This window comes from Cupriavidus sp. F041, assembly GCF_057814235.1.
Genome location: NZ_JBVASY010000003.1, coordinates 239,983 through 258,266 on the forward strand (window position 1 = coordinate 239,983; position 18,284 = coordinate 258,266).

The window sequence follows — 18,284 nt, forward strand, 5'->3', positions numbered from 1 at the left end:
GCAGAACGCCGGCGCACCTCGTGCTCGACTATGATGACACCAGTCCAGAAACTGCGGGAACACCAGCGTTTGCGCTCTTTTACCACCCTCGTCAGGCTCTGACCCAAGTGCAATGGCAAAGACATCCGGCAGCACGTTAGCGCCAGAGCGCGCATCATTCGCCAATGCCGTCCGGACATACTGGCAGGCGGACCGGGGACGGCTGGTGCACGCGTCCAAGACCGCGCTTGCCGTGGTCCTTGCCATGTGGCTCTCGATGCGGCTTGAGCTTTCCTCGCCGCGCACCGCCATGGTTTCAGCGGTCATCCTGATGATGCATCAGCATAGCGGCATGGTGCTGGCAAGAGGTTTCTACCGCGCCCTGGGGATGCTGGTTGGCAATCTGGCCGCCCTGCTGCTGTTCTTCGCCTTTCCACAAGAACGCGTGCTATTCCTGCTCTGCTTGTCCGTCTGGACCGGGCTATGTGTTTGCGGGGCTGCCTACTACCGGAACTATCAATCGTATGGGTTCGTACTCGCGGGCTACGCGACGTGTATTGCCGCCGTTCCGTCCATCAACAATCCCTATGCGATCTTTGATAACGTGATTGTCAGCCTTAGCGAGGTATCGATCGGGATCCTTTGCGCAGGGTTGGTAAGCGCGCTGATCTTCCCACAGCGGGTCGCCACGATGATGCTGGCTGCGGGCCAGCAGCATATCACCACCTTTGTCGGCTTCATCCGCGAGGCCCTGCACGGCAGGCAATCCCCGTCCGCGCTTGGACTTTCACACCTGCATCTGATGGGCGAACGCGCCCAGCTTGAGAACTTGCGCAGCGCGGTGGTCTTCGAGGATCCGGAGCTGCGCGCGAACAATGACCTGATGGTTCGCCTGAATCACGATTTCCTCGATGCCATTGCGCGCTTTCACACCATTCACCAACTGCGCGCACGCATCGAAAAGACCGACGATCATCGGGCCGGAGGCGCGCTCGATGCCCTCTTCGACTCGCTGTCCAGAATCCTGCCTTTCCCCTCGGACGGCGCCAGGCTAAGCCTGGCGGAGGTACGCGGCCTGCATGCCGGATTGCTGGCATTGAAGTCCGAACTGCCCGGCAGCATCGCGTCCGCCTCGGCGGCGCTTTCCGATGCCCCGCCGCCGGCATCGGACCGGTTTGCCGCTGGTGCGGCAGCACTCGACGAAGCCACGGCCGATCTGCTCTCCTATACCGAGCACTATATTGCCCTGCGCACGGCGCGCACATTCGTCACGGAGCGCCCCCGCAAACGGCCGCACAAACTCTTGTACTCGGGGAATCGCGCCTTTGCCCTGGCATCCGGCCTGCGCGCGGCGATAGCCATCCTGGCATGCTCCTGGCTCTGGATTGTGTCGGGCTGGAACGGCGGCAGCTCGGCAGTCATCGCCGCTGCCATCGCCATCGCGCTCTACTCGGTCATGCCCCAGCCGACCGCCGTCGCCCGGCAGATGCTCATCGGTTGTGCGGCGGCCTGGCTGGCCGGCCTGTTTTTCAACTTCTTCATCCTGCCTCGCCTGGATGGATTCCTGCTGCTCGCGGTCTGGATCGTCCCGTTCATCATGGCAGGCAGCTATCTCGGCACCTTTCCGAAAACCGCGACGATCGGGTTGGGATTCGGTATCTATTTCAATTTCCTCAGCAATCTGACAAACCCGACTATCTACAACCCGACCAGCTATCTCGACTCGGGCCTTGCCACGCTGCTTGGCATTGCGATAGCATCGCTCGCGTTTGCGACCATCGTGCCCCAGGGCGGCCATTGGCTGGCCGAGCGCTATCTGCATCAGTTGCGCAAGCTGGTGGCAAGAGAGGCGTGCCATGGCGCACTCGACGGCCTGCGCCTGACCTTCGAGAGCAATATCCGCGATTTCGTGCAGTACGCCGGCACCCGGCCGGTGACCGGCCGCGCCAGCCAGGCGGAACTGTTGGGATGGTCTTTCGCCGCGCTGGAAATCGGGCTTGGTGTGATCAATATTCGTGAAGCCACGGCCAGGGAGACCATGCCAGCGAGATGGAAAGAACAACAAGACAGCATGCTGGCGGCGATCTCCGCGCTATTCCTTGCACCCTCGCCGCAGACTCATGGGGTCGCGTTGCGCGCCGTCGAAAACGCCATTGAACAGACAGCCGGAACGGCAAGCAATACAAGCAATACGGCAGGCGGCGAGCCTGGATCGCGGCCGTCGCAGGTCCGGGCCTTCCTGCACTTCATCAGGCTGTCGCTGCTGGACGATGCCCTCCCCCTGGTCAATGCCTTTCCGGGCACCGGTGCCGAAGCTGCCTGATGCAAGCATGCGCGCCGTTGCCTCCCATCATGCGGGTGTTCGCCGTGCCAGCTAGATCCCTGATTTGCGCCTGTGCCTGCGCTTGCGCCCTCGCCGGTTGCGCCAATACAGGCGGCATCGCCCCGTCATCCACCCTGATCGATGCCACCGCGGTCGATGCCGGTGCCGCCTTGCGCGCGACGCAGCAGGACGCCGACTGGCCGCAGCAGGCCTGGTGGGACCGCCTTGGTGACCCGGCTTTGAATGCGCTGGTAGAACGTGCGGTCGCAGGCAGTCCCGATATGCGAATCGCGCAGGCAAGAAGCCAGCTTGCCGAAGCGCAAGCCCGGATTGCCGGCGCTGCCGTCGAACCCAGCGTCACCGGTGGCGGTGCATTTGGCCGGACTCGGTTTCCACGCCTGTCCACCCCGCAGCCCATTGGCGGCCACACCACATGGAACAACCGCATAGGCATCGATCTCTCCTACGACCTCGACCTTTGGGGCAGGAACCGGGCCGTACTGCAGGGCACCATCGACAATGTGCAAGCGGCCGCCGCCGATGCCCGCGCCGTGCAGTTGAACCTGGAGACCTCCGTAGTTCGTGCCTATGTGGAACTGGCCCTGCAGTATGCGATCTGGGATGTGAACAAGGCAATGCTTGCGCGGCAAAGCAACATCTACGACATCATCCGCAAGCGCGGGAGCCGGGGCCTGGCCAGCCAACTGGAACTGAGCCAGGCGCGCACGCCGATCCCCGCCCTGCTTGCGCAGCTACAACAATCGGAACGGGAGATCGCGCTGATCAAGAACCAGCTTGCGGTGCTCAGCGGCGACGGCCCGGGCGCGGGGGAGCGGCTGCAGCGCCCAAAACTGGTACTGGAAACGCCGATTACCGTGCCAGCCATGCTGCCGGCGGAACTGGTCGGACACAGGCCCGACATCGTCGCGCAACGCTGGCGCGTAGAAACGGCCGCGCAAGGCATGAAGGTGGCAAAGGCGGATTTCTACCCGAACATCAATCTCGTGGCGAGCCTGGGCCTGGCTTCCGCGGCCTTCGGCAACTTCTTTACGTTTATCAACAACGACGCGATCGGACACAACGTTGGCGCCGCGTTCTCGCTGCCTATCTTTGACGGTGGGAGAAGACAGGGCAACTATGGCGCCGCAACCTCGAACTACGACCTCGCGGTCGAGAGCTACAATAAGGCTGTGCTTTCCGCCTTCCAAAGCGTGGCGGATCAAGTGATCTCCCTCCAGTCGCTCACACAGCAGCAGGCCGGCATCGAGGAAGCGCTACTGTCGGCAAAGCAGGCGTACGGGCTCGCCGAGAAGGGCTACCGCAGCGGGTTCACCGACTACCTCAACGTACTGAACACCGAGAACGAACTCAGGCGCCAGCAGCAAAGCCTCGCGCTGGTGCAGGCCAGCCGCCTCGATGCATGGGCACGTCTCATGCAAGCCCTGGGCGGCGGCTTTGACGCGACAAAATCTGCGAGCCAGAAATGAGCAATGCCGGAGCACTGTCCCATGCCTCGTGAAATCGCCTTGTCATCTGTTCTGATGCCGACGTTGTTGCCGGTATTCCTGGCTTGCGTGGTGCTCTACCTGCTGGTCGACTACCTGTTCGCACGCATTGGTCTCTATCGCCTGGTGTGGCACCCCGCGCTGTTTCGCGCGGCCTTGTTCGTGTGCATGTTCAGCGGCATCGGCCTCATGCTATGGGCCTGATCTTCCCATCCGGGGTTATCGCCAATCACTAATCGGATCAAAATCATTCAGGAACATGAAATTGAAAACGCAATTCCTGTTGCGTCTGCTTGTCACCTTGCTATTGACAACAGCGGCGATCGTACTCGGCTACAGTCTCTGGACGCACTATATGTACTCACCATGGACGCGTGACGGCCGTGTCCGCGCGGAAGTGGTGAATATCGCGGCGGATGTCTCCGGCCTGGTTTCCCGCGTGCCCGTGAAGGATAACCAGGAGGTACATCAAGGCGATCTGCTTTTCGTGATCGATCAGGAACGCTTCCGGCAGGCGCTCGCCCAGGCCGAAGCACAGGTCCAGGCCCGCAAGGCGGAGCTGGACATGCGGCACCAGCAGACTATCCGGCGCCGTGACCTCGATAGTTCTGTCATCTCGATAGAGAGCCGGGAAGATACCAGTGCCCAGGAAAAGCAAGCGAAAGCGAACTACGACGCAAGCCTGGCAGCCCTAGACACCGCGAAGCTGAATCTGCAAAGAAGCGAGATTCGTTCCCCGGTAGACGGATACGTGACCAACCTGAATCTCTATGCTGGCGATTACGTGAGTGCCGGGTCGGCTCGCATGGCCGTCATCAACAAGCACTCCTACTGGATTTACGGCTACTTCGAAGAAACCAAACTATCGAAGGTGCGCGTAGGCGCGAAAGTCGAGATCAGGCTGCTATCTGGTGGCGATCCGTTAAGCGGACATGTGGAGAGCATCGCACGAGGCATTGCCGACCGCGACAACCCTACCAGTGCGAATCTGTTGGCTGACGTGAATCCCGTGTTCACCTGGATCCGGCTGGCGCAGCGCGTGCCCGTGCGCATCCATCTGGATGCTCCCCCTGACGATCTCCGCCTTGCCATGGGGACCACGTGCACCGTCACCGTCGTTGCCGACGGCGGCGGCAAATAGAGCGCGCCCGTTCCGGCGGCGCGATGCCAAGCCATGCATGCCTAGGAAACGAGCTTCAGCTTGTAGAACAATTCGACACGCTCCACCAAGTCACCTTTGTGCTCCTCGAACCGGCGTATATGTTCGGCTTGCGTGTGATGCTCTCCCTGGGCCTCTTCGCTCGCCCAATGCTCTAGGAAGACGAATCGGTTCGGATCATCCTGCTGTTCAAATAGCTCATAGCGCAAGTTGCCCCGGTCCTTGCGCGATGGCTCCACCAGAGCGTTCAGCTTCTCCCTGAGATCCGCCTCGCGCCCCGGCTTCGCATATACGATTACCATTACAAAGAAATCGTCCATTTTCCCCTCCGTCGTGCCGTCAAGAGCGTGCAGCCGTGCCGCTATCGGGCCGGGACATGGCAGGCGCGTCAAAAAGGGGCCACGAACTCGCTAAGTCCCCCTGCAGCGTGAACCAATGAAACGGTCCGCCAGGCACGGCGGCCGGAACCGGGCCGATACTAATCCTTCTTCTCGTAGGCGAACTGGATGCCGGCCGTTCCCCCCGTCTCGATGAAGAGATTCATGAAGGCAGGCACCGTATCCGACCTGGCCCAGTCGCGCTGGAGTTCACACAGCATCTGCGTCCAGCTGATCATCTGGCCGCCCGCTTGCTCGATCCGCCGCAATGCGGCCTCATGCGCCGCAACCGAGGTTCCGCCAACGGCGTCCACTACTGCATAGACTTCGTAACCCTCCTCCAGCGCATCCAGTGCGGGAAAGGATAAGCACGCCTCTGTCCACAGCGCGGTCATGATCAGCTTCTTCCGCCCCGTTGCCTTTACCGCCTGCTTGAACTCCGTGTCCTCCCAAGAGTTGATGGAGGTGCGATCGATGGTCGGCAGGTGGCCGAGCACCTTCTGAATCTGCGGGATTGGCGGCTTGTTCAGCCCGGTCTTCACATTCACCGTCGAATGGACAATCGGCAACCCGTACGCCACTGCCATCTTCGCGGTGCCTACGATGTTGTCGATCAGGAGCTGACGATCCATCGAGGCAATGGAGTTAACCTGCACCGGCTGGTAATCGATGATGATGAAGGTTGAGTTCTGCGGGGTGAGAAGGTGATCACTCTTCGGATCGCGGATCGCTTCGCTGGTCATACTAGTCTCCAATGCGGTAGTTTTGCCATGGGTGCCATGATTGGGCACACACCTGTCGAACCGCCTTTCAATGCCAAAAAGCGCGGTACCGGCACGCAGCTAGACAGGTCATCCACCTCCTAGCAACTCGATGTGTCGAGCCGAGTAAAAGATACCCCCTCAATCAAGGACAATCCGCCAGCAAGAAAAAGTGAACGTGTTCGCGATTTCCCGTTGCCACGAAGAACAGAATGTCAGCGCCGAATTCCGCACCGCCGCCGGGAACTCTGTCGTAGCTGGCTATCGTTTTTTGAGCCGGCGCCGCCACCTTGGTGATAGCGCGCCTGGCACGCGGCCAGAAACAGTACATGCATCTGTCCACGCGAATGCCGCAATGCTCAATCCAGTTGGGCCCCTGAATCCTTGACGAGCTTTGCCCACTTTGCCAGTTCATCCATGATCAAGGCCCGGAACTGTTCTGGCGTGTCGGAAGTAGCTTCGGCTCCCTGCACCGCCAGCCTGTCCTGCACATCCTTGCTATTGAGCACCTTCACGGTCTCCGCGTGAAGTTTCGCGAGGATATCTTTCGGCGTGCCCGCTGGCGCAAGCAGGCCATACCAGGAAACGGCTCCGTAGCCGGAAACGGTTTCCGCGATTGCCGGAACCTCGGGCACGAGCCGGGAACGCTTCTCCGTAGCCACGCCAAGCACGCGCAGCTGCCCAGTTTTCACAAATGGCATCACGCCGGGCAGGCTGCCGAACGTGATCGGGACCTGGCCACCGACGACGTCGGTAGCCGCGGCAGCAGCGCCTTTATATGGTACGTGCGCAAGATCGATCCCCGCCTTTGCCTTCAGCATTTCCCCAAGCAAATGATTCAGCGTGCCATTTCCCGCCGACGCGTAGTCGAGCTTGCCCGGCCTGGATTTGGCCAGACTGATCAACTCCTTGACGGATCTCGCCGGAAACGCAGGATTCGTGACCAGCAGATAGGGGGCCGTAGCCACCAGCGTGATCGGCTCGAAGTCCTTGACAGGATCGAAGGGAATCTTCCTGTACAGCGACGGATTGATCGTGTACGAGCTGCCCACGGTCAGCAGCAGCGTATAGCCATCGCGTGGTGCCTTTGCCGCCAGCTGAATCCCGATATTGCCGCCCGCCCCCGGCCGGTTGTCGATGATGAAAGGCTGCCCCAGGTTTGCGCTTAGCCTTTGCGCGACAATTCGTGCCACCGCATCATTGGCGCCGCCAGGGGCCTGGGGAACGATCAGCGTCACTGGCTTGCCGGGATAGCCGCTGGCCGCCGCCGTGCCGCAGGCAAGTGAGAGGGTCAGGGAAGCCGCCGCGCCAAAGAGGCGGCAAAATGGCTTTGTCGTGTTCTTCAAGTTCTGTCTCCATACAGGGCATGTCCCTGTTCTTCCACCTACGCTACCTGCGCGGTGGAAGCCATGGAGGGTGAAAGAACCCGAGGCGGCTGTAAAGCAATCTTTGGTGAAAGCGCCATCGCGGAAAACGATGGCAAGACAGGAATGAGGCGGACTACCGCAGAAGACGACTGGCGAAGATCGGCCGAAACGGCGTCAGCCCCCCAGTTCCACCGATGCGCTCCGCTTGCGCGCCCGCGCCGACTTGGCTTTCGGTTGCTGGAGGAACTTCAGCACCAGGTTCGTGGTCGCCTGGAAATGATCGGAAAGAAGCCTGCAAGCTTTGTTGGCATCGCGCTCGACGATGGCATTGACGATTGCCTCATGTTCCACCGCCACATCCCGGCCTCGTTCAGCCTTGGGCACAGCGAGAGAAATAAAGCGGTAACGCGCCGTCTGGTCCCTGAGCACTGTCGAAAACCGGCGCATCCATGGCGACTTGCATCCTGCGATCAGAACCTCATGAAAGGCGGCATCGGCCTCCTCCCACTCGGGATTCAGCGCTCCATCCTGTCCACGCAGAACCATCGGGATGCGCGTCAGGCGATAATGCGCGGCAACGACCTCTCCCTCCCAAGCGATATCTCCCGTTTCGATCGCGTCCCGGAGTGCGCTGGTTTCGATCTGCTGCCTGACACGGGTGATGTCCAGAAGCTCCTCCGGCGACAACTCCGCTACCCGAAAGCCCTTTTGATCGATTGCCAATACGAATCCGGTCGTGCACAGGCGAGACAGTGCCTCTCTTAGCGGAATAACACCTGCCTGGTAGCGCTCAGCCGCGAGAGGAAGCGGGAACTGCCTGACCCGGCGAGCGCATCACGACGACGCGCCCCGAGGATGTCGGGCATCCGGGAGACCATGGATCGGAGACAGCATGCACTCAATTGCCCCGCCACATCGTTCGACAAGATAGAACAGCGTGTTCGGCATATGCCTATCACACTCAGCACGGGGGATCGCCTATCCTGCACAGGCTCATCGCGGCGTTTCGATCGATCGAAAGGCGGCAAGCTAACGCCGACAGCCCGCGGTGCGCACACAGGCATCATCAATGCGTATTGAATAGCAGCATCTTTCTTACTGATATGGAGAAAACTATGGCCAGCGAACCCATCCGTGATCCTGCAAGCGACCATCTGCTGACTCCGCAGAATGCAGCGTTTGTCATCATCGATTACCAACCGGTGCAAGTGAACTCCATTGCGTCGATGGACCGCCAGCTTTTGATCAACAATATCGTTGGGACGTCGAAGGCGGCCATTGCATACAAGCTGCCCATCATTCACTCAACGGTGAATGTGAAGACCGGCTTGAACAAACCACCGATTCCGCAGCTGCGCAAGGTCTTGGGCGACTATCCGACCTATGACCGCACGACCATCAACTCGTGGGAAGACGTCGAATTCAAAGCGGCCGTCAAGGCCACGGGCCGCAAGAAGCTCATCATGACTGCACTGTGGACCGAGGCTTGCCTGACGTTCCCCGCACTGGACGCGCTCAAGGAAGGATATGAAGTCTATGTGGTGGTGGACGCCGTCGGCGGTACTTCGGTGGCGGCACACGAAGCTGCCCTGCGTCGCATTGAGCAGGCCGGCGGCAAGATGATCAGTGCTGCGCAGTTGTTCTGCGAATTGCAGCGCGACTGGGCGCGGGAGGAAACCGTACCGGCCTTCATTAACCTGTTCGTTGAAACAGGCGGCACTGCCGGAATCCAGTTCTCCTACGATCGCAGCTGACGATAGCCGGGCTGGCGCCGCACGCCGTTGCGGGCCAGTCCGTTTTTCCCATTGCCAGGAATGCAGCCACGGCCTTCCGGCACTGACCGGCCCATTTGGAGTCTATATGCCTGATTACTACTTGCTTGCTGGACGTGTATTCATCGCATTCATGTACGTGCTCAGCGGCGCCAATAAATTTCTGTTCTTCAGCCATGGCCTGGAAGAAGTCAGATCAAGAAATATTCCGTTTCCGCGTTTGATCCTGTCTAGCACAATACTGGTTCAGCTTACATGCGGCGTAGCCGTCATGGCTGGATGGCAAACCGGGATCGCTTCGCTGCTTCTTGCAGTATTCACGCTGGCAACTGCGTTGGTATTCTACGACTTCTGGAATCTGAAAAGCGCGCAGCGCACTGTCTCCCTAACGGGCTTTCTGGAACATATCAGCATTATTGGCGGGTTTATCATCCTGATTGCGGCGGGACCCGGAAATATCGTCGTCCGAACTCTTTAAGTCCACCGTTTTCCATTGTTCCGGTGTTCCTTTCTTTGATTGTGTGTAGCGAAGATAGTAACGGGGCGCCCGCAGCAGCACCTCAGCTGCCAGCCCGGCCACCGAGTCATCGGCGTCGAGCACAGGGGCTATCGAGTCGGCGATATCGGCCAGGGCATCCACCTGATGCGCCCAGATCCGCGCATCGGAAAGATGCCCGGGCAGCAGCAAGAGCGGCTCCCGCACGCCGGCGCCAGCGCATGCGTCAGCCATGCACAGCCATGTTGCGCCAGCGGCCTGTGGCGCCCTGCCCGTGATTGGAGACGCTGCCCATGCCGGCTTCGAGAGGCTTGAGCGTCATCAGGCCCACGCCAGGCGTGACGCTCCGGACCTCCACCGGGATATCAGTCACGGAATACATGCGCTTACCGTCCAGCCACCATTCGCAAGCGCGCGCCTTCCGGTCGAAGCGGATCTCGTACCGGTGAAACTCGCCTGGACGGGACTGCGCCATCAGCGGGGACTGCACCACATGGATCCAGTCCGCGCCCGTGGGCACGATGCCCGGCAGGGCGAGACGCTCATAGACCACGCCGATGCATTTGCCCGACATGATGAAATCGAACACCATGCCGGTTCCGAAGTCCCCGAGGCTCAATACGGCAAAGCCGTCAAGCAGGTCGTCGGGATTGCCGTTGTGGTTCTCACAGGCCATCTCCCATGAAATCGTCGTGACGTTCGTCTCAGAGAGCGGCACCGGCTGGCGCATCACCATGAGCAGCTTCGGGTTGTCGAACATCTGCACGTGGTCATGCCGGATCCGGAACGTTTCGATGCTCGCCTCCAGCACGCCGTCAGAGGCGCTCAGCTGCAGGCCGGGATCGCGGAACGCCCAGGTGGTGCCGTCGCCGGCCGGCAGCTCAAGCATGCGCCAGGTTGCCGGCACGGGCTGCCCGGAAGTGAATGGGTCGAGAATGATGGTTGGCATGTCGTGGTCTCCGTAGCGCTGTACTGTACTCAGGAAAAGCTGCGGCCTTCAAAGGCTGCGATCTGCGATTGGCCGACCGGCCAGCCCGCGACCGTTTCCGCCACGAAATCCTCATAGCTGCGCGGGGAATGTCCGAGCAGACTGGCAAGGCGGCCCAGTTCTTCGTCGGTGGCGACCAGGCCATCGGCCTGCCAGGCGGTGAACATCATCTTCAGGTCCAGTGCGAACCACTGGGGTGCCCCATGGGTGAGCTGTTGCTGCTCCCACCGCTCCATGTCATGGTCACCATACGTAATCGCCTTGCCCAGCACGGCCGACCACAGCGCCGCCGCGCGCTTTCCCGTAAATGGCTCCGGCCCGGCGATGGTGTAGGCCTGCCCGTCATAGCCATCGGTGGTCAGCACAATGGCCGCGGCCTCGGCAATATCCCGCACATCGCACAGCGAAGCGCCCAGGTCACCCAGCGGCTGCGGATAGATGCCATGGCCGAGCAAGGCGTCCCGGTACCAGTAGTCGTTCTGCATGAACACATTGGGACGGAGAAAGGTGTAGGGCACACCGGAGTCCCGTATCACCGACTCGATCAGCAGCTTCGAGCCGATATGCGGCACGTGGCGTGGCGGCCTGGCGGTCTGGTGCACCGACAGGTAGACGATGCGCTTCACGCCAGCCGCGCGTGCCAGCGCCACGGCCGTCAGCCCCTCGTGCGCCTCGCTCGGGACGCCCGCCAGCAGCAGGAAGAGCGCGTCGATATCCTCGAACGCCGGGCGGAGATCGGAGGGGCTGAGAAGGTCGCCCACCACGGCCTCCACGCGCGGCGAAATCGCCTTGGCGCGCTCCGCGCTGCGCGTCAGGACCTTGACCTGCACTCCTCGCGCGAGCAGCTCGCGCACCACCCGGCTGCCGGTCGTGCCGGTACCGCCTGTCACCATGACTTTCATTGCCGCTCCTCTTCTCGTTGTGTTGGTTTTGGATTGTTGGATTTCAGTGCCGGACGCCGGATGCGCCATCGGCGATTGCATCAACGGGCACCGGCGATCTTCCGGCCCTGCCTTCCGGCAGCAGCACCCATGCCAGCGCCGGCAGCAGGATCAGGGCGCCGAGCATGTTCCACAGGAACATGAAGGCGAGTAGGACGCCCATATCGGCCTGGAACTTGATTGGCGACAGCGTCCAGGTGGCCACGGCAATCGCCAGCGTCACTCCGGTCAGCATCACCACCTTGCCAGTGAAGCGCAGCGCGCGCCGGTAAGCCTGCGGCAGGCTGGCGCCGGCGCGCAGTTCGGCCAGCAAGATCGCCATGATGTAGAGCGCATAGTCCACGCCTATGCCGACGCCCAGCGCGATGACCGGCAGCGTCGCCACCTTGACGCCAAGACCCAGAGCCACCATGAGTGCCTCGGCCAGCACCGAGGTAAGCAGCAGCGGCACCACAGCACACACTGCCGCGCGCCAGGAGCGGAATGTCAGCATGCACAGGACGATGACCGCGCCGTAGACCCAGAACAGCATCTCGCGGCTGGCTTGCCGCACCACGATATTGGTGGCAGCCTCGATCCCCGCGCTGCCGGCCGCCAGCATGAAGCGCGCGTGCTGGCTGTCGTGCGTCGCTGCGAAGGCTTCCACCGCGCTCACCACCCTGGCCAGCGTCTCGGCGCGGTGGTCCTGCAGATAGACATAGAGCGACAGCAGGTTGCACGCCTGGTTGAAGCTCTCGCGTGGAGACCGGTTGGCGGCCGTATTGAGCGTGGCCTGGTTCTGCACTAGCTCGTACCACTTCGGGCTGCCCTCCGCCATGCCCGCGACGATGCGGCGCGCCAGCAGCGCCAGCGAGTTGGTACCCTCGACGCCCGGCAGCTTCCTGAGCTGCCATTCGAGCGCATCCACCTGCCTGAGCGTGGCGTAGTCCGCGCAGTGCCCGTCCGGCGTGCGCACCATCACCACCAGCAGGTCGCTGCTGGCTGCATAGTTGGCGGTCATGAAGCGGTCGTCGCGGTTATAGCGCGAGTTGGCGCGCAGTTCCGGCGCGCCTTCATCGAGATCGCCTACCTGAAGGTGCTGGCTGACCAGGTATCCGCCCAGGCCGAGCACGGCTGCCGGCAGCAATGCAGCCAGGGCCCACCGGGCGGTGGTGAAACGCTCCAGGAAACGCCACGGGCCGCCGGCCTGTGCCGGGGTGTCTTGCGAGCGCAGCGCCCTGGCCGCCGCTTTCGCGTCCACGCCCGTGTATGAAAGCAGCACCGGCAGCAACACCAGGTTAGTGAAGATCAGAATGGCAACGCCCAGGCTCGCCACTACCGCCAGTTCCTGGATCACCGGAATGCGGATCACGAGCAGCACCGCGAAGCCGACTGCATCGCACAGCAAGGCGGACAACCCCGCCATGAACAAGCGCCGGAAGGTATAGCGCGCCGCCACGAGCCGGTGCATGCCACGCCCGATGTCCTGCATGATGCCGTTCATCTTCTGCGCGCCATGGCTCATGCCGATGGCAAACACCAGGAAGGGCACCAGCACAGAATATGGATCGAGCGCATACCCCAGCAGCGGCAGCAGCCCGAGCTGCCAGACCACCGCCAGCAGGGATGTCAGCACCACCAGGAGCATGCTGCGCAGGCAGCGTGTGTACCAGAGCACCGCCGCAGCAGCAATCACCACGGCCAGCGCGAAGAACACCATGACTTCGCCGGTGCCGGTGATCAGGTCGCCCACCACCTTGGCGAAGCCGGTGACGTGAATGCGGATATCCCTGGTCTCGTACCGCTGCCGCACAGCTTCGAGCGCATCCGATAAGCGCTTGTAGTCGAGCGCCTGTCCGTCCTTGGGGTCTCGCTCCAGCAGCGGCAGGAAGATGATCGACGATCGATAGTTGCCGGCAACCAGCTGGCCGATTTCGCCCGACCGCTCCACATTGCGCCGCACCTGCTCCACGGTCTGTGCCGAGCCGTCATAGTCGTCGGGAATCACCGTGCCGCCTTCCAGGCCCTCCTCGGTCACGCCAAGCCATCGCGTGTTCGCGGTCCAGAGCGACTTCTGGTAGGCGCGGTCGACACCGGGGATGAGGAAGAGCTCGTCGTTGATCCTCTTGAGCCGGTCCAGATACGCGGCATCGAAGATCGTCCCTTCGCGCGTCTCCACCGCGACGCGCACCGAGTTGCCCAGGCCGCTCAGATCCGCCTTGTTCTGCAGGTAGTTCTGGATATACGGATGCGCGGCGGGGATCATCTTCTCGAAGTCGGCGTTCAGTCGCACTTGCATCGCCTGCCAGCCGAGCAGCACGGTGACGATGACGCACAGCGCCACGATCCAGGCGCGGTGATTGAAGATAAGACGTTCGACCACCGAGCCCGAGCCGGCGTCGAAATCCTGGATACACTGCACCACCTGCCAGTCGGCCTGGCCTGCCTTGCTTTGCTTCTCATGCATGAGAGGAAACTCCGGTTTGCATCACCGCCTGCCGGCTGTTGCTGGCGCCGCCGAACTGCCGCGAGCGCCCACCAGCACGATCCTGTCGCGCTGCTGCGCCGCACCGGCAAAGGGTTGCGGATGGTCCGGCGCAACCCGCACGAAGGCCTCGGGGTGCAACGGCTCGCTCACGAACATTTCGCCTGCCTGTGTCACCAGCGCTGCCCGGCCGTCGGCCAGGGCCACGCCGGCGGTAATTGCGGCGCTGGTGCCGAGGGCCAGCTTCGACCAGTTCGCGCCCTGGTCGGTCGAACGGAAGGCATTGCCGCGCAGGCCGTACACGATGACGCTGCCATCGGCCTGCGCCAGTACGCCGAAGAGCGTGCCCCGATATGGCGAGACCAGCGGCCGGAAAGTCTCGCCAGCATCGGCCGAGCGCAGCAGCAACCCTTGCTCGCCCGCGATGTACAGATTGCGGCCCGCGCCTGCAATGCCGTACAGATGCAGCGCCTTGGGATTGGGAATGCGATCCTGCCACGGCACCCAGTGCCTGCCGCCATCGGTGGTGCGAAACGCAAGATTGAAGGCACCCACCACCAGCGCCGTGCGGGCGTCGGCCGCATACAGGTCGAGGAATGGCTTGTCCGGCCCGTCCTCCACCAGTTGCTGGGCCTCGGCACGCCGGGCGGGGTCGTTCCCCGCGGCCGCCAGCACCAGACGGGCGGCGGCTTCACCGTCAAGCTGCCGCGACCAGGTCAGGCCACCATCGGCCGTGTGTAGCACCGTCCCGGCGTGGCCGGCTGCCCAACCCTCCAGCGGCGTGGCGAAGCGGACCGATGTGAGCGTGACATCGGTTGGCGCACTGGCGTGCCGCCAGTGCCGGCTGCCATCGTCGGACAGCACCACCGTGCCGCGCTCGCCCACCGCCACCAGGCGCGTGCCAGCGCTCGCCACGCCGACCAGCGCAGCATCCTGGCGAAAGGCGCGTACGGGCTCCGCCGCCGCGGCGCCCTGCACCAGCGCGACCGCCGCGCCGGCGCCGGCCAGCAGCATGGCCAGGCGGCCCGCGGTGCGGCGCCGTGGCGTTTTCAAGCATGCAAACATGGCAATCGTCTCCACAGGGATCATCGCCGGCTTGCTAGCGCACGCCCTCGCCCGCGAGGGCCTCGGGCGAGAAGTAGCTGGAAGGGATGCGGTCGAGCAGCTTGTAGTGATAGCGGAAGCCCGGGCTGCCGTAGTCGGGGTATGCGGCGGCCAGGTATGCGCCGGAAAGCAAGTTGTAGATGCACCACGAGCTGGTGGCGTTGACGAAGGGGCCCTCGGGCACCACATACGGATTGGCGACCTGCACGCGCCACAACTGGCCTTGCGCATCCCAGCCTTCGCCCAGCACCGCGGCCCAGGTGTCCTCGTCGAGATACAGGCGGCGCTTGGGCACGACATGGCGTTTGCCCTGCGCCAGTTCGGCCTCCACCACCCAGACACGATGCAGCTCCCAGCGCATCGAATCGGGGTTGGCATGATGGGGCATCAGCAGTTGCTCGGGCGAAAGGCCCTTCTGGTACAGCTTGTTATTGTTGTAGGGAATGTAAATCTCCTTCTTGCCGACCAGCTTCCAGCTGTAGCGATCCAGCTCGCCCAGGAAGACAAAGGCCTCGTCGAAGTAGCTCTGGCCGGAATTGATGTCGTCCGGCGTGTCATAGCCAAGCGTGGGCGCCTTGCGCACGCGGCGCTGCCCGGTCAGGTATTCCCAGGCCTGGCGCGGCCGGTTGACCGCATCGACCAGCAGGAACTGCGAGCCGGCCTTGAGCGGCGGCTCGGTGGTAAAAATGCGCAGCTGCTGCGACTCGCCCGTAAACTTGTCTGCGGCCCCGCCCTTCTCGTAGTACGGATACTGCGACTTGTTGTAGCCCTTGGTGACCATGATCAGCTTGCCATCCGGCGTGCCGATGTAGTTGACGAAGTAGCTTGAAACCGTCTCGCCCGTCCATTGCAACTTGTGGTTCCACATGGCCTCGTTGCCGCTCTTCGGAATCGGAAACGGAATGCCGCCATAGGCACCTTCCACCCACAGGCCGTTGTCGGTGGTGCGCGCGCGGGTGGCGTTCTGGAAGGTGTTGTCGTAGACCCACTGCGGCGCCGCAGCCGTGCGCCGGGTCGGGTAAACGTCAAGCCGGAAGGTGTCGGGATACTTCTTCAGAAGGCCCATGACGCCCTCGCTGAGCTTGTCGGCGTACTGCGCGGCGTTCTTTGCGTCGATCTTCAGGAGGGGCTTGTCGGCGGCGAACAGGTCGGGTGGTGGATCGCCACTCTTGTAGTTCGGCGGCATCAGGGTATGGCCTCCTGTCCATGCGGGAATGCTGCCATCCTTATTGCCGGCACGCTCAGCGCCAAACGGTGTGAGCGTGGACTTGAGCGCGGCGGCTTCCTGCGCGCTGACCATGGCCAGCGCTGGCTGCGCCGCCAGCATGGCTGCGGCGAGCCATGGCGTCACAATGGAAAAGGCTTTCATCAATCGTCTCCTCTGTTTCAGAACGCGCGCTGGATCGTCAGCGACACGAAATCCCGGTCTTTGAAGGTCTGGCCGTAGGAATACGCCTGGCTGGCGGCGTTAGGCGGCGTCAGCACGGTTGCGGCTGGGCCGAAGTAGTGGGTGTAGTTCAGGCCGATGTTCCAGACCTGCTCGTAGATGCCGTTGACACCCACGCTCAGGTCTCCGCCACGATGCACGCCGAAGCCCGGATTGATCACGGACGACTGGCCGAACAGGCCATAGCCGATGCCGATCGGCACGTTGATGTCGAGTCCGTTGATCACCTGGTAGTAGGCGGGCTGGAACACCATGCGGATGGCCCCCGCGTCGCGCGTTGCGTTGGGATCCAGCGCGCCGGCATTGCGGCTTACGCCCAGGCGCCGGTTCCACGCAATCTCCCCGACGATGCTGCCGCCCCCCCAGATTGCCGTGGGCGGCAGCAGGTTGACCCATGAAATCTGCCCATGCAGGGTATCGCCCACCGGGTACAGCGCATTGCCAGCATTGTTGGCGCTCATCCCGGGCGGCACGAACACCGAGCCACCGCGCGCTACCAGTGGCATGTTGTGCCGGTAAGAGAGCTCGCCAGCCACGTTGGCCGTGCCCAGCGTGGTGGAGAAGCTTGTGCCGAGCACTTTGATGTCTTCCGGGAACACCAACTGGTACTGGCCCAGCTTGCCGGCAGCCAGGTCCTGCCCGGCAAAGCTGGTGTACACGACCGGATCCTTGGCGTGGAAATTCGCGGCATACAGACCGAACTCCGCATCGAGGCCGCGCGGGCGGTAGCGCAGCTGCATGCCGCCCTGACCGGACGACTTCGCCTTGATGTCACCGGTGCGGCTGAAGTACGCGCCGGGGCCGGCAAGAATCCGCTCGCCGCCGGCGTCGAGAATATCCACCGCGGAAAAATAACTGCCCACGCCGGGCAGGCGGTTGCGCTCCCAGTCGAACTGGTAGTACCCGCCCACAGCCAGGTTTGGCGTGACCTGCACTTGTCCGGAGAGCTGCGGCACCGGCCGGATCAGTTCCTTGAACTGAGTGTTCGGTACCGACAGCAGCTTGACCAGGTCGATCGGCGACTGCGCCGCCGCAATGCCGTTGTTGCCGAAAAAGAGACTCTCGCCATAGAGCAACGAATGCTGCCCCAACCGCATGCTGACGGGAATTCCACCCACTTCGACCTTGCCAAAGGCGAAGGCATCCAGCAGTTCCACATCGCGGCCGTTGATGGTACGCGTGCCAGCGGGGAAACGGTCGTGCGGCACTGATGCAGCGTTGGCCGTGGCGGGGGAGTTGTTGTCGTTGCCGCGGTTGTAGACATCGTCGTACCATGCCGCGCCGCTCACGCGCACGCCGAAGTTGCGGTAGCTGACGTCGAACTCCGAGAGCAGGTCAACCCGGTTCGAGATCAGCCCCCAGCGCCGGAAGTTACGGTCGCCATCGTCGGCATTGGCATCGGCCGTCAGGGTGGAAGAGCGGTCCTTGAGGCGCTGGGCGACGCTGTACTTGACGGTGTTGTCCCAGCGGATCATCAGGTCTTCGCTATCGGTCGGAATCTGGAAGGCATGCGCAGGCGGCGCGAGCAGCGCGCACGAGGCCAGCGCCAGCGCGCCGGCGGCGCGGGCCTGGAAGGTGTTGGCGTTCAAGATGGTCTCCTC

17 protein-coding genes are annotated in these 18,284 nt (G+C 62.6%); 6 read left to right on the forward strand and 11 right to left on the reverse strand.

Going from position 1 to position 18,284, the window contains the following annotated elements:
* Positions 1–112: 112 nt before the first annotated feature.
* Genes ACZY0R_RS39710 through ACZY0R_RS39725 form a run of 4 tightly spaced genes read left to right on the forward strand, consistent with a single transcriptional unit; the run spans position 113 to position 4,948 of the window.
* A complete protein-coding gene (locus ACZY0R_RS39710) occupies positions 113–2,302 on the forward strand; it encodes an FUSC family protein (RefSeq protein ID WP_488866856.1) in 2,190 nt (729 codons plus the stop codon).
* A 44-nt stretch (positions 2,303–2,346) separates the two neighbouring features.
* Entirely contained in the window at positions 2,347–3,789 is a 1,443-nt protein-coding gene (locus ACZY0R_RS39715) for an efflux transporter outer membrane subunit (RefSeq protein ID WP_488866858.1), read from the forward strand.
* A gap of 21 nt (positions 3,790–3,810) precedes the next feature.
* Positions 3,811–4,011: a DUF1656 domain-containing protein gene (locus ACZY0R_RS39720; RefSeq protein WP_488866859.1), complete on the forward strand. Its 201-nt coding sequence runs from the start codon at positions 3,811–3,813 to the stop codon at positions 4,009–4,011.
* A gap of 55 nt (positions 4,012–4,066) precedes the next feature.
* Positions 4,067–4,948: an efflux RND transporter periplasmic adaptor subunit gene (locus ACZY0R_RS39725; RefSeq protein ID WP_488866861.1), complete on the forward strand. Its 882-nt coding sequence runs from the start codon at positions 4,067–4,069 to the stop codon at positions 4,946–4,948.
* A 41-nt stretch (positions 4,949–4,989) separates the two neighbouring features.
* Here the strand turns inward: ACZY0R_RS39725 and ACZY0R_RS39730 are convergent, their stop codons facing one another.
* The 5 genes from ACZY0R_RS39730 to ACZY0R_RS39750 all read right to left on the reverse strand — a co-directional run bounded on the left by ACZY0R_RS39730 (position 4,990) and on the right by ACZY0R_RS39750 (position 8,194).
* Positions 4,990–5,286 carry a putative quinol monooxygenase gene (locus ACZY0R_RS39730; protein WP_488866862.1) on the reverse strand — a complete coding sequence of 99 codons (297 nt, stop codon included), beginning with the start codon at positions 5,284–5,286 and terminating at the stop codon, positions 4,990–4,992.
* A gap of 158 nt (positions 5,287–5,444) precedes the next feature.
* Complete coding sequence (locus ACZY0R_RS39735; RefSeq protein ID WP_488866864.1) at positions 5,445–6,086, reverse strand: hydrolase; 642 nt, start codon at positions 6,084–6,086, stop codon at positions 5,445–5,447.
* Positions 6,087–6,249: 163 nt separating this feature from the next.
* Positions 6,250–6,435 (reverse strand): hypothetical protein, encoded by a 186-nt coding sequence (locus ACZY0R_RS39740; protein WP_488866866.1) that lies wholly within the window; start codon positions 6,433–6,435, stop codon positions 6,250–6,252.
* 28 nt (positions 6,436–6,463) lie between these two features.
* Positions 6,464–7,450, reverse strand: a complete 987-nt coding sequence (locus ACZY0R_RS39745) for a tripartite tricarboxylate transporter substrate binding protein (RefSeq protein ID WP_488866868.1) — start codon at positions 7,448–7,450, stop codon at positions 6,464–6,466.
* A gap of 195 nt (positions 7,451–7,645) precedes the next feature.
* Entirely contained in the window at positions 7,646–8,194 is a 549-nt protein-coding gene (locus ACZY0R_RS39750) for an FCD domain-containing protein (protein ID WP_488866870.1), read from the reverse strand.
* Positions 8,195–8,586: 392 nt separating this feature from the next.
* On the opposite strand from ACZY0R_RS39750, the gene ACZY0R_RS39755 reads away from it, so the two are divergent.
* Positions 8,587–9,225, forward strand: a complete 639-nt coding sequence (locus ACZY0R_RS39755; protein WP_488866872.1) for a hydrolase — start codon at positions 8,587–8,589, stop codon at positions 9,223–9,225.
* 106 nt (positions 9,226–9,331) lie between these two features.
* Positions 9,332–9,721 (forward strand): DoxX family protein, encoded by a 390-nt coding sequence (locus ACZY0R_RS39760; RefSeq protein ID WP_488866874.1) that lies wholly within the window; start codon positions 9,332–9,334, stop codon positions 9,719–9,721.
* Between the two features lie 244 nt (positions 9,722–9,965).
* Here ACZY0R_RS39760 and ACZY0R_RS39765 read toward each other — a convergent pair whose 3' ends face one another.
* The 6 genes from ACZY0R_RS39765 to ACZY0R_RS39790 are packed head-to-tail and all read right to left on the reverse strand — an operon-like array spanning position 9,966 to position 18,272.
* Complete coding sequence (locus ACZY0R_RS39765; protein ID WP_488866876.1) at positions 9,966–10,688, reverse strand: DUF6081 family protein; 723 nt, start codon at positions 10,686–10,688, stop codon at positions 9,966–9,968.
* 29 nt (positions 10,689–10,717) lie between these two features.
* The gene (locus tag ACZY0R_RS39770; protein WP_488866878.1) at positions 10,718–11,629 is read right to left on the reverse strand and encodes an SDR family oxidoreductase; all 912 of its coding nucleotides are present in this window, start codon (positions 11,627–11,629) and stop codon (positions 10,718–10,720) included.
* A 43-nt stretch (positions 11,630–11,672) separates the two neighbouring features.
* Positions 11,673–14,114 (reverse strand): efflux RND transporter permease subunit, encoded by a 2,442-nt coding sequence (locus tag ACZY0R_RS39775; RefSeq protein WP_488866880.1) that lies wholly within the window; start codon positions 14,112–14,114, stop codon positions 11,673–11,675.
* Between the two features lie 21 nt (positions 14,115–14,135).
* Positions 14,136–15,197 carry a WD40/YVTN/BNR-like repeat-containing protein gene (locus ACZY0R_RS39780; RefSeq protein WP_488866882.1) on the reverse strand — a complete coding sequence of 354 codons (1,062 nt, stop codon included), beginning with the start codon at positions 15,195–15,197 and terminating at the stop codon, positions 14,136–14,138.
* 34 nt (positions 15,198–15,231) lie between these two features.
* Positions 15,232–16,605, reverse strand: a complete 1,374-nt coding sequence (locus tag ACZY0R_RS39785; RefSeq protein WP_488866884.1) for a DUF1329 domain-containing protein — start codon at positions 16,603–16,605, stop codon at positions 15,232–15,234.
* Between the two features lie 17 nt (positions 16,606–16,622).
* A complete protein-coding gene (locus tag ACZY0R_RS39790) occupies positions 16,623–18,272 on the reverse strand; it encodes a DUF1302 domain-containing protein (RefSeq protein ID WP_488866886.1) in 1,650 nt (549 codons plus the stop codon).
* Positions 18,273–18,284: the final 12 nt, after the last annotated feature.

Coding starts and splice junctions, on each gene's coding strand:
- ACZY0R_RS39765 (WP_488866876.1), bottom strand. CDS start 10,688: ATGCCAACCATCATTCTCGACCCATTCACTTCCGGGCAGCCCGTGCCG.
- ACZY0R_RS39710 (WP_488866856.1), top strand. CDS start 113: ATGGCAAAGACATCCGGCAGCACGTTAGCGCCAGAGCGCGCATCATTC.
- ACZY0R_RS39780 (WP_488866882.1), bottom strand. CDS start 15,197: ATGTTTGCATGCTTGAAAACGCCACGGCGCCGCACCGCGGGCCGCCTG.
- ACZY0R_RS39725 (WP_488866861.1), top strand. CDS start 4,067: ATGAAATTGAAAACGCAATTCCTGTTGCGTCTGCTTGTCACCTTGCTA.
- ACZY0R_RS39730 (WP_488866862.1), bottom strand. CDS start 5,286: ATGGACGATTTCTTTGTAATGGTAATCGTATATGCGAAGCCGGGGCGC.
- ACZY0R_RS39760 (WP_488866874.1), top strand. CDS start 9,332: ATGCCTGATTACTACTTGCTTGCTGGACGTGTATTCATCGCATTCATG.
- ACZY0R_RS39775 (WP_488866880.1), bottom strand. CDS start 14,114: ATGCATGAGAAGCAAAGCAAGGCAGGCCAGGCCGACTGGCAGGTGGTG.
- ACZY0R_RS39740 (WP_488866866.1), bottom strand. CDS start 6,435: ATGTACTGTTTCTGGCCGCGTGCCAGGCGCGCTATCACCAAGGTGGCG.
- ACZY0R_RS39770 (WP_488866878.1), bottom strand. CDS start 11,629: ATGAAAGTCATGGTGACAGGCGGTACCGGCACGACCGGCAGCCGGGTG.
- ACZY0R_RS39755 (WP_488866872.1), top strand. CDS start 8,587: ATGGCCAGCGAACCCATCCGTGATCCTGCAAGCGACCATCTGCTGACT.
- ACZY0R_RS39720 (WP_488866859.1), top strand. CDS start 3,811: ATGCCTCGTGAAATCGCCTTGTCATCTGTTCTGATGCCGACGTTGTTG.
- ACZY0R_RS39735 (WP_488866864.1), bottom strand. CDS start 6,086: ATGACCAGCGAAGCGATCCGCGATCCGAAGAGTGATCACCTTCTCACC.
- ACZY0R_RS39785 (WP_488866884.1), bottom strand. CDS start 16,605: ATGAAAGCCTTTTCCATTGTGACGCCATGGCTCGCCGCAGCCATGCTG.